The 11,486-nt window shown below is 53.4% G+C and carries 8 protein-coding genes and 2 tRNA genes; 1 reads left to right on the forward strand and 9 read right to left on the reverse strand.

The window, feature by feature from the left end:
* The 3 genes from TA5113_RS15475 to cysS all read right to left on the reverse strand — a co-directional run.
* On the reverse strand, nucleotides 1–192 hold a 192-nt coding region (locus TA5113_RS15475), incomplete at its 3' end, for a squalene/phytoene synthase family protein (RefSeq protein WP_220387217.1).
* A 12-nt stretch (nucleotides 193–204) separates the two neighbouring features.
* Nucleotides 205–1,830: a citramalate synthase gene (gene cimA / locus TA5113_RS15480; protein WP_058315968.1), complete on the reverse strand. Its 1,626-nt coding sequence runs from the start codon at nucleotides 1,828–1,830 to the stop codon at nucleotides 205–207.
* Nucleotides 1,831–1,857: 27 nt separating this feature from the next.
* Nucleotides 1,858–3,270: a cysteine--tRNA ligase gene (gene cysS / locus TA5113_RS15485; RefSeq protein WP_058315967.1), complete on the reverse strand. Its 1,413-nt coding sequence runs from the start codon at nucleotides 3,268–3,270 to the stop codon at nucleotides 1,858–1,860.
* A 435-nt stretch (nucleotides 3,271–3,705) separates the two neighbouring features.
* On the opposite strand from cysS, the gene TA5113_RS15490 reads away from it, so the two are divergent.
* Entirely contained in the window at nucleotides 3,706–5,247 is a 1,542-nt protein-coding gene (locus tag TA5113_RS15490) for a trimethylamine methyltransferase family protein (protein ID WP_058315966.1), read from the forward strand.
* A 201-nt stretch (nucleotides 5,248–5,448) separates the two neighbouring features.
* Here TA5113_RS15490 and TA5113_RS15495 read toward each other — a convergent pair whose 3' ends face one another.
* The 6 genes from TA5113_RS15495 to TA5113_RS15520 form a co-directional block, all read right to left on the reverse strand.
* Nucleotides 5,449–9,075 (reverse strand): vitamin B12-dependent ribonucleotide reductase, encoded by a 3,627-nt coding sequence (locus TA5113_RS15495; RefSeq protein ID WP_058316153.1) that lies wholly within the window; start codon nucleotides 9,073–9,075, stop codon nucleotides 5,449–5,451.
* A 575-nt stretch (nucleotides 9,076–9,650) separates the two neighbouring features.
* A tRNA-Pro gene (locus TA5113_RS15500) sits at nucleotides 9,651–9,727 on the reverse strand.
* A gap of 77 nt (nucleotides 9,728–9,804) precedes the next feature.
* Nucleotides 9,805–10,320: a GNAT family N-acetyltransferase gene (locus tag TA5113_RS15505; RefSeq protein ID WP_058315965.1), complete on the reverse strand. Its 516-nt coding sequence runs from the start codon at nucleotides 10,318–10,320 to the stop codon at nucleotides 9,805–9,807.
* 74 nt (nucleotides 10,321–10,394) lie between these two features.
* A tRNA-Pro gene (locus TA5113_RS15510) sits at nucleotides 10,395–10,471 on the reverse strand.
* A 70-nt stretch (nucleotides 10,472–10,541) separates the two neighbouring features.
* Nucleotides 10,542–11,036, reverse strand: coding sequence for a DUF192 domain-containing protein (locus TA5113_RS15515; RefSeq protein WP_082638125.1), 495 nt, complete (start codon nucleotides 11,034–11,036; stop codon nucleotides 10,542–10,544).
* 35 nt (nucleotides 11,037–11,071) lie between these two features.
* On the reverse strand, nucleotides 11,072–11,486 hold a 415-nt coding region (locus TA5113_RS15520; RefSeq protein ID WP_106686083.1), incomplete at its 5' end, for a cold-shock protein.

Genomic DNA, 11,486 nt, shown 5'->3' on the forward strand with positions numbered 1-11,486 from the left:
CCACCATTGCAGGCGCATTTCGGCAATCATGCTTTCTTCCGTCACCCATGGCGCGCGGGCGACTTCGACGTTCATCGCATAAAGTGGGAAGAGCTTTTCGCGCAAAGCGACGGGCGCGGACATGATCGCCAAAAACCGGTCAGGATCGCCCTTTTCTACAATCCCAGCGCAGGCGGCGATGTCAGCGTCCATGCACCCTATTCCTTAACTGACAGGCGTCGCGCCGTCGTTCACGAGCTTCCAAAGGGTCGTGTCCACAAGCGCTTCAAAGGATGCATCCACGATATTTGCGGACACACCCACCGTGGACCATTGCTGGCCCTGACTATCGATACTGTCGATAATCACACGGGTCACCGCCTCGGTGCCGCCCTGAGTGATGCGCACCTTAAAGTCCACCAGACGCATATCGTCGATCACGTCCTGGTATGGGCCGAGGTCCTTGGCCAAGGCTTTGGACAAAGCGTTCACCGGTCCGCGGTCTGCGCCGCTTTCATCCATGGATTCACTGACGCTCAGGTGTTTTTCATCACCCACTTTGATGACCACAACCGCCTCAGAAAGGCTGACCATCTTGTTGTATTTGTTTTTCCGGCGCTCGACCGAGACGCGGTAGCGTTTCACTTCAAAAAAGTCAGGTAACAGGCCCAACTCGCGACGTGCAAGCAGTTCAAAGCTCGCCTGAGCCGTATCGAAAGAATAGCCAAGCGCTTCTTTTTCTTTGATTTTCTCAAGCATTGCGCCAAGCGCTGGGTGGCCCTTCTCGACCTCAATACCAGCTTCTGCCAAACGACGGCGCAGGTTGGACTGCCCCGCCTGATTGGACATGGGAATGATGCGTGCGTTACCGACGGTTTCCGGCGGCACATGTTCGTAGGTGGTCGGATCTTTCAGGATCGCGCTGGCATGCAGGCCCGCTTTATGGGCAAAGGCACTGGCCCCCACAAAAGCCGCTTGCTTGCTCGGCACGCGATTCAAGATATCGTCCAGCATCCGGCTGGTTCTGGTAAGCCCCTGCAACGCGTCTTTCGTGACCCCAATCTCAAACTGGCTGGCATATGGCTCTTTGAGCAAGAGCATCGGGATCAATGTGGTCAGGTTCGCATTGCCACAGCGTTCGCCCAGACCATTCAAAGTCCCTTGAATATGCCGCGCGCCTGCATCCACAGCCGCCAACGAGTTGGCCACGGCTTGCTCTGTGTCGTTATGGGTGTGGATCCCCACATGATCGCCCGGGATGCCTGCCTTGATGACCGCTTTTACGGCGTCATACACCTCACTGGGCAACGCGCCGCCGTTGGTATCACACAACACCACCCAACGGGCACCCGCCTCATAGGCGGCTTTAACGGTCTCAATCGCATAAGCTGGATTGGCCTTAAACCCATCAAAGAAATGCTCTGCATCGAACAGCGGCTCACGGCCCTGTTTCTTAAGATGCACGATGGATTTCTCAATGTTTTCCGTGTTTTCCGCCAAGGTGATGCCCAAAGCGGTTTCCACGTGAAAGTCATGGGTCTTGCCCACCAAACAGACCGCAGGTGTGTCCGCGTTCAGCACGGCAGCCAAAACGTCATCGTTTTCCGCCGACATCCCTGCCCGTTTGGTCATGCCAAAGGCGGTAAAGGTCGCTTTTGTTGACGGGCGATCCTCAAAGAATTCGCTGTCGGTCGGGTTCGCACCGGGCCAGCCGCCTTCAATGTAATCTACGCCCAGCGTGTCCAACGCCCCGGCTATCTGTTGCTTTTCAGATGTAGAGAACTGAACGCCCTGGGTCTGCTGTCCGTCCCGGAGCGTCGTGTCGTAGATATATAGACGTTCTTTGGTCATCGCTCGCTCTCGCTGGCTTTTATTGTTTTATTTCAGAGCATCTAGCTTTGAAGCATCAAACCCCGCGCCGGGCAAAAGCTCAACCCCTGCCTTGCTCATACGCACTTCGACACCTGCTTCTAGCAACGCGGCCTTCACGCGATCGACTTCTGAGAAATCTTTGGTTTGCATGGCTGTTTCACGGGCAGTGGCAAGCAGAGCCTCAAACTCGGAAAGGTCAGCGGTCGGCGCTGTGGCCCATTCGGGAGTTGTACCGTTGAAAAGGCCTAGCAGTAAAAGTGAGGCTCGTAGGCTTGGGGCGTCCTCAGCATGAGCAAGCTGGTGAATCTCAGCTAACGCCTGTGCAGTATTCAAATCGTCCGCCAAGGCATTCACGACACCGATATAAGGCTCCTCGTTATCCAATGCGGTTTCAGCAATCGCGTACCATTTCTTAAGAGTTTTCTCCGCTTCTTTGGCTTTCTTCGCTGTCCAATCCATCGGCTTGCCATAATGCGTCGACAGGAACACAAAGCGTATAACCTCACCTGGAATACCCTGATCGAGCAAGTCGCGCACGGTAAAGAAATTGCCCAGGGATTTGGACATCTTCTTCCCTTCCACCTGCAGCATCTCGTTATGCATCCAGTAGCGCGCGAATTCGCCCTCTGGGTGCGCACAGCAACTTTGCGCGATCTCGTTTTCATGATGCGGGAATTGCAGATCGTTGCCGCCACCGTGAATGTCAAAGCTTTCGCCCAACAAATCATGCGCCATGGCTGAGCATTCAATGTGCCAGCCGGGACGACCGCGTCCCCATGGGCTCTCCCAACCCGGCAGATCTTCTGTTGATGGTTTCCAAAGCACGAAATCCATCGGATCGCGTTTGTTATCAGCCACTTCGACCCGTGCGCCTGCAATCATGTCATCGACAGAACGACCCGACAGTTTGCCATAGTCAGGATAGCTTTTCACCGAAAACAACACATGCCCCGCCCCATCTGGATACGCATGTCCGCGCTTGATCAGATCCTCAATCATCACAATCATCTGTGCGATATAGCCGGTTGCGCGCGGCATGTGGTCGGGCTCCAAAGCTCCCAGCGCACCCATATCTTTGAGATACCAATCGATGGTTTCCTCGGTGCGCTCGGCGACCAGCTCTTCCAGAGTGCCCTCAGCCCCCGCTTCTTTGCGCATTAAAGCGGTCGCGTTAATCTTGTCGTCAACGTCCGTAAAATTGCGCGCATAAGTGACGTGTTCATCGCCATATGCGTAGCGCAACAGGCGGTTCAAAACATCAAACACAACAACAGGCCGAGCATTGCCCAAATGCGCACGATCATAAACCGTTGGCCCACAGACATACATACGCACGTTCTTTGGGTCCAAAGGCTCAAAAACCTCTTTCTTACGGGTCTTCGAGTTATGAATTTTGATCGTCAGATCAGAATGAGTCATGGCGCGTCCTTACACGGCTATCGTGCTGGCGGGCTTAGCAACTTCAGTGATGTTTTGGAATAGAAGAACGGCCCGCCAAGTTGTCTTAGCAGGAAATGCAACAAATAATGATGGTGCATACAGTGTTCATGGGTTCGACCTATTAAATTATCGCGATTTGGTCAAGGCTCGCCCCCTCAAATAGAAATAGAATGATCCGTCTAAACCTTTTCCTTGCGTCGGTTTTTTGCTCATCATGTCGTTAACGTCTGGACGCAGTCTGAGCGCGAATGGCATAATCCTTGTATGTTAGGAAAACGTCATAGCAATCGCTGGAAAATCAGCCTGCTAGAAGCAACGATCGGCGCTGATCGAGGCAAAGCTGCACGTGGGGCACCTGCGCTTTAAGGCTCTCACTCACCTTAACGCACACATTCTAACAGGACCCCGAAACCCATGACACGTACCAGTTCGCGTCGCTCTGGCGGCCGCAATGCCCGTCGCGAAATGCGCGCAGCCGCCCTTACTGAAGATCAACGCGCCATCTTTCCTGGCATGTCTGGCGGCACCTATAAACCGCTAAGCCCTTCTGACATTGAACAAATCCACGAAGCCGCCCTGAAAGCTTTGGAAGAGATCGGCCTTGCTGACGCGCCCGAAAGCGGCGTGGAATATATGGTGAAAGCCGGTGCTATTTTGGGTGACGATGGCCGCCTGCGCTATCCGCGCGCAGTGGTTGAGGACGCGCTAGAAAAATGCGCCAAAACAATCACCCTTTACGGACGCGACCCAAAACATGACCTTCAGCTCTCTGGCAACCGCGTGCATTTCGGCACCGCTGGCGCCGCTGTGAGCATGGTTGACGTGGAAGGCAAAAACTATCGCGACAGCACCCTGCAAGACTTGCACGACGCTTGTAAGATCGCAGATCAGCTAGAAAACATCCACTTTGTCCAACGCCCATTGGTGGCGCGCGATATTGTGGACAACCTCGAGATGGACCTGAACACCATTTACGCGTGTTGTTCTGGAACCACCAAACACATCGGCACATCTGTGTCAGAACCGCAATTTGTGCCAGAAATTCTTGAGCTTTTGTATAAAATTGCCGGCAGCGAAGAGGCTTTCCGCGCCCGTCCATTCATGGCGAATACCAACTGCTTTGTTGTGCCGCCGATGAAATTCGCAACCGAGTCATGTGAAGCCATGGAAGGATGTATCTTGGGCGGTATGCCTGTGTTGTTGCTGTCAGCATGCATGTCGGGCGCAACCGCACCTTCCACAATCGCCGGTGCTATCGTGCAATCCGTGGCGGAATGCCTTGCAGGTCTGGTTTATGTGAATGCGATTGTTCCAGGTCATCCAGCAATCTTTGGTACATGGCCATTCGGCCTCGACCTGCGCACAGGTGCAATGACCTCTGGATCAGGCGAACAAGCCCTGCTCTCTGCGGCCTGTGCTCAAATGCACCAGTTCTACGGCCTTCCCGGCGGCGCGCCTGGCGGCATGACAGATTCTAAACTGCCCGACATGCAAGCAGGCTGGGAACAGATGTGCTCCAACCTCATGTGCGGTCTTGCAGGTATGAACATGGTTTACGAGGCAGCGGGCATGCACGCGTCTCTGCTCGGTTTCTGCCACGAAAGCTTAATCCTTGGCGATGACCTGATCGGCCAAGCAATGCGCTGTCTGCGCGGCATTGAAGTGGACGAAACCACGCTTGCAGTAGACCAAATCAGAGACGTTTGCATTGGCGGTCCAGGCCACTATCTTGGCACCGGAGAAACTCTCTCCAGAATGCAAAAAGATTTTGTTTATCCGACATTTGCGAGCCGTACTTCACCTAAGGAATGGGATGAGGCTGGCAAGGATGAATTGGTGCCAAAGGCCAAAGCGCGCAAAGAAGAAATTCTTAATGCGCCTTCACCTGCAGCCTTTGATCCAATCTTGGATGCAGAGCTGCGAGAAACCTACAACATTCACCTCCCGTCGGTATAGGCACACATAAAATTGGGGGGCCACAGCCCCCCAAGTTTCGCCGCTTAAGCTCACTCTTGTACCGCTCGATTGTTTTTTACCTGCGGCCTAAGCGTCGTTTCAGGGTGGGCGCACCCACCCTAGAACGATTGAATTCGTGGCGGATATAAACCCTCCGCCGGGGGAACCTGTACGGCGCAATGGCCGCCCCCAGGTTAACTTCTAGCTACATCCCGACGTCGCACCGCATGTGTTGCATTTCATGCAGGTTCCGTTGCGCACCAACGTGTAGTTTCCACATTCGCCACAGGCCTCGCCCTCGTATCCCTGCATCTTGGCCTTTGTCCGTTCATCCATCACCGCGACCGTGCCTTTATCACTTCCGCTGGCGACCGGCGCTGTCTCTGGAACCAATGTGTTCAAGGCCTCCTCTGGATCCAACCCGCCCTGGAACATGGTCAGGTCCTGTGGCAGACGTTTACGGAGATAGCCTGTGGAAGAGACTTGTTTCAGCATCTCTAACGACCGGGTCGCCGCGCTGTCGCTGAGCTCTTTCAGGTTTGACACGCCTTCTTCAACCCCGCGACCGAGATCATCAAAAGATGCGCCCTCAGGTTTCACATGAGCCAAGTCTGTTCGATCCAGATAAGAAACCGCCAGTTCCCGGAAGATATAATCCAGTATTGATGTTGCATTTTTGATAGAGTCATTTCCCTGCACCATGCCCGCAGGCTCAAATTTGGTGAAGGTGAAGGCGTCCACAAACTCTTCCAGCGGCACACCATATTGCAGCCCAACGGATACCGCGATGGCAAAGTTGTTCATCATCGCCCGGAAGCCTGCGCCCTCTTTATGCATATCAAGGAAGATCTCGCCCAGAGAGCCGTCCTCATATTCCCCAGTGCGCAAATAGACTTTGTGGCCGCCAACGATCGCTTTTTGGGTATACCCCTTGCGACGCTCTGGCATCCTCTCGCGTTCCCGCTTCTGCACTTCCTTGATCACCACCTTTTCGATGATCTTCTCTGCCAAAACGACGGCTTTTTCTTGTGTGCTGCCGCTTTCTAGAACCTCTTCCGCGTCTTCATCATCCTCAATCAACGCCGCAGCGAGAGGTTGTGAGAGTTTTGAGCCATCGCGATAGAGCGCATTGGCCTTAACACCAAGTGACCAGCTGAGTTCATAGGCCTTTTGGCAATCCTCGATCGTAGCATCGTTTGGCATATTGATGGTTTTGGAGATCGCACCGGAAATAAAGGACTGCGCTGCCGCCATCATGGTGATGTGACTGTCCACTGACAGGAACCGCTTGCCTTTCTTCCCGCAAGGATTGGCGCAATCAAACACCGATAGATGTTCTTCTTTCAGATGCGGAGCCCCTTCTAAGGTCATCGTCCCGCAAATATGGTCGTTCGCCGCATCAATATCGGCTTTGGTGAAGCCAAGATGGTTAAGAAGGTTAAACTCTGGGTCGGTTAGCTTTTCAGCAGGCACGCCCAACGGGCCAGTGACAAATTCTTCTCCAAGCGTGAAGTGATTGAAAACAAATCGAATATCAAAGGCCGTTTCCATCGCTGCTTCGACTTTGTCGATTTCAGTCTGCGTAAATCCGTGTTGGATCAAAGACGTCGGATTGATCGCGGGCGCATTGCCTAGAGTGCCGTGCCCCACTGCGTAAGAGATGATCTCTTCAACCTGCGCTGATCCGTAGCCCAGTTTTTCCAGTGCAGCAGGGACAGATCGGTTGATTATCTTGAAATATCCCCCACCGGCGAGCTTTTTGAACTTCACAAGGGCGAAATCAGGTTCAATCCCCGTAGTATCGCAATCCATCACCAATCCAATGGTGCCCGTTGGTGCGATCACAGACACCTGCGCGTTGCGGTAACCATGTTGTTCGCCCAGTGCCAACGCCTCATCCCAGCAGGCCATGGCAAGCTTTGCCAGTTCCTGATCTGGCACATTGGCCCAATCCAGCGGCACAGGTTTCACGTCGAGCGCCTCATAGCCATCGGTTGCCCCATAAGCGGCGTTGCGATGATTGCGGATGACCCGCAACATGTGATCTGCATTGCGCTGATATCCGGCAAAGGGTCCAAGCTCCCCCGCCATTTCCGCAGATGTGGCGTAGGACACCCCTGTCAGGATCGCGGTCAGCGCCCCAGCCAGCGCGCGGCCCTCATCGCTGTCGTAGCTCAGGCCAAGGTTCATCAAAAGGCCGCCGATATTGGCATACCCCAAGCCTAGCGTGCGGAAATCATAGGACAATTGCGCGATTTCCTTAGACGGGAACTGCGCCATCATGACGGATATTTCCAACGTCACGGTCCACAAACGGGTTGCGTGCACATAGTCCTCGGACTGGAATTTGCCGTCTTCAAGGAAGGTCAGCAAATTCAAGGACGCTAGGTTGCACGCCGTGTCATCCAAGAACATATATTCAGAACATGGGTTCGAGCCGCGAATGGCCCCATCCTCTGGGCAGGTATGCCAAGCATTCACTGTGTCATGGAATTGAATACCCGGATCGGCGCAGGCCCAGGCGGCATGGCCCACCTGCTCCCACAAATCCCGTGCCTTAATGGTCTTTGCCACCGCGCCATCGGTGCGCCTGATCAGCTCCCAATCTCCGTCTTCACGCACGGCCTGTAAAAAGGCATCGGTCACGCGGATCGAGTTGTTAGAGTTCTGACCCGACACCGAGGCGTAGGCTTCACTGTCCCAATCAGTGTCGTAGGTGGGGAACTCGATGCTGGCGTAACCTTGCTTGGCATAATCCAGCACACGCTTTACGTAAGTCTCTGGAATTTTTGACTTTCGCGCCCCCCTGATCGCTGTTTTTAGCTGATCATTCTTCTTTGGATCTACCGCGTCCTCAGTTGCGCCATCCCAGCCACGGATGGCCGCGAAGATCTCGTTCAGCTTTTCTTCATGAACTTTCGATCCCGCGACGATAGACGCGACTTTCTGCTCTTCTCTCACTTTCCAATTGATGAATTCTTCGATGTCGGGATGGTCCGCATCACAGATCACCATCTTGGCTGCCCGACGGGTTGTCCCGCCTGATTTGATCGCACCGGCGGCGCGATCCCCTATTTTTAGAAACCCCATGAGGCCAGACGACTTTCCGCCGCCGCCCAAAGGTTCATTTTCCGCTCTGATGCTTGAGAAATTCGTACCGGTGCCCGAACCGTATTTGAACAACCGCGCTTCGCGCACCCACAGGTCCATAATGCCGCCGTCATTAACCAGATCATCGGACACGGATTGAATGAAACAAGCATGCGGTTGCGGGTGTTCATAAGACGAGGTGGACTTGGTCAATTCGCCTGATTTGTAATCCACATAGTGATGCCCCTGAGCGGGGCCATCGATCCCGTAAGCCCAGTGAAGGCCGGTGTTGAACCATTGCGGAGAGTTTGGCGCAGCGCGCTGGGAGGCCAGCATATGGCGCATCTCATCATAATAAGCCCGCGCGTCCTCTTCAGTGGTGAAATAGCCACCTTTCCATCCCCAATAGGCCCACGCCCCGGCGAGACGGTCAAACACTTGTTTGGAAGAGGTTTCCCCGCCAAACTCAGCACCATCTGCGGGCACAGAACGCCATAGAAATTCTGGAACCCCCTTCTCTTTCACCGTTTTCAGCTTTGATGGGACACCAGCTTTGCGAAAATATTTCTGGGCAATCACATCAGAGGCCACCTGGCTCCATTTCGCCGGGATCTCGACATTCTCAGCCTGAAAAACAATGGAGCCATCCGGGTTTCGAATTTCTGATGTGGTGGAGATGAAGTCTAAATCTGCATAAGCGTCTTGGCCGGCCTTGGTGAATTTACGTTCAATCTTCATGTTCTGCCCCGAAGTCTTGTTGTCATTCTTCGTCATGTGGCGGGATCAAAGCTCTCACCTAGCGCCAGCGATGGGCAAAACCTTCTTAGGCGGGCGCAAAACTGCGCACGCAGATGCCAGAAAACTCTGGTTCATCATGTGATTTTTGGTTCTTTCCCCCGCGGCGCAAAACACAATATATGGTGTTTAGTCAATCCACTCATACAATCTGGCGTATGAATAGCGGTTCGGTCAACGGTTTTTTTTGGACCAGCGCGATTGCACTTGGCATTGCGCCATAGCTTTCAGGCCACCCAATCCGTTCCTTAATAATTTGTTTAGAATTGACGGCGCACCGCAATGTTTGAGCTCTGATCAAGAAGCCCCTCAAACAAAAGCAAAATTCAAAAACGGTTCATTGAGTGCTCGATGCGTGTCGGTGCGCAAAGGTTAAGAAGCTCTTAATAAGGATCACGCCAAAGCATCAGAAAAAAATTTTGTTTCGCGCAGGAAAATCCCGCCGTGAACGATGCAACGAAGACGATCGCTGAGACGCGAGGTTCTTTATAAAGTGAAAAACTGAGACTTTGGAAAAGTGGTCGGGGCGGCGAGATTCGAACTCACGACCCCCTGTACCCAAAACAGGTGCGCTACCAGACTGCGCTACGCCCCGGACCGTTCGCACCGTTTAAACATCGTGGACAGGAAAGGAAAGAGGAAAATCACAGAATTTGTAAGTCGTTTTGTTGATCAGCTTTTAGCACGAGAAAGCCATCCTGTTCGCGTCAGTTCAAGGTAGATGCTGTCGCACCATTCATCGCCCAAAAGAAACGTCTTTTCTGCGCGACCAACCTCGCAAAAGCCAAATTTACGCAACACGGCCAAGGACGAAGCATTCCTCGGATCAACATCCGCTTCAATTTTCTCCATGGGCAAGGTTTCAAACGCGTGTGGGATCGCAGCAGCCAAAGCCTCTGTTGCAAAGCCCTGCCCCCAAACATCGGGGTGAAAAATAAAACCTAACTCGCCAACACGCCAGCAGCCTGCTTTGCCCACGACCCGCCCTTCAAATTCGACCGCGAAGTCGTCACTGAAACTATGATCGGCCTGAACCATGGCTGACACAATTTCTTCTGTCTGCTGAATGCTCTCATGGGGCAAGGCGCTCCAATATCGCATAGCTTTTGGATGGGTGAAGATCGCATGGAAGTCATCCAAATCGCGCATCTCTGTGCGCCTTAACAAAAGCCGTTTTGTTTCAATCATAAACGTCACCAATCACGCGCACGAAAAACGTGAGCTCAACAGCATATATATTGAGATGTCATTTAGGAGGAAAGTGGTCGGGGCGGCGAGATTCGAACTCACGACCCCCTGTACCCAAAACAGGTGCGCTACCAGACTGCGCTACGCCCCGGACCGTGACGGGGGAATTAGTCCCTACGGCGCGGAATGAAAAGAGCAAAATCGCAATTTATGAAACTTTTTTATTCCGGATCAGCGCAGCGCCAAGCGGCGTTGGTTTGGACCACAGAGGGATGGCGCAATTCCGTCCCCTTGGTAATGCCTAGGGCTTTTGAAAGCCCCGCATTCACTTCGAGCACGTAGCGTGTTGGCGCACGGCTTGGGATCAGGGTTTCATCTAAAGGGATTGCGTTGTGGTGCACATTCACCACGACCCCGTTTTCATCCAAGAAGATCATATCCAAAGGAATCAAAGTGTTGCGCATCCAAAAAGAGACAGGCCGGGTTTGGTGATACACAAACAACATCCCCGCGCTCAACGGCATTGAGGGACGTTCCATCAGCCCTCTTGCACGCTCTGAGGCGTTATCAGCCACTTCGACGCTAAAACGTGCTTTCCCCCAATCGCCACGCAAATGGACCGTGTCAGGGCGACACTCTGCACCAGCTAAATTTGCTGCAAACATCAGGCCCAAAACCACCGTCACGGATTTTAAAAGACGGTGGCGATGGAACATCATTCGTTTCCGTGCATTGCGGCGTTTCAGAGGTTTTAGGATTTGTCGCCGTAAGACGCCTCCCAAGAGCAAACTTGCGCGGCCATATAGCCCCGCTGGCCTTCTATCACACGGATAGCAAGCGCTTCACCAGGCTGCAACTCTGCGAGCCCTTGGCGACGCAAAACTTCGACGTGGACAAAAACATCATCTTCACGACCAAACACATTGGCGAAACCGAAGCCTTTGCCTTTGTCAAACCACTTCACGCGCGCGGGCTCAAGCGGCAAATTTGCGATGTCCGGGGCATCCAGTTCTTCGAAATCTGACAAGGGTGCTGCTGTCTCTGATTCTGGCACATTTATGCTAAGAACTTCGACGGCCTGAACACCGCGTTGCGTCTCTTGAGCCAGCAATTCCACTTTGGCCCCATCCGCCACAGAACTCTGCCCAAAATTGCGTAAAACATTG

It is taken from the genome of Cognatishimia activa (assembly GCF_001458335.1).
Taxonomy (GTDB): Bacteria; Pseudomonadota; Alphaproteobacteria; order Rhodobacterales; family Rhodobacteraceae; genus Cognatishimia; species Cognatishimia activa.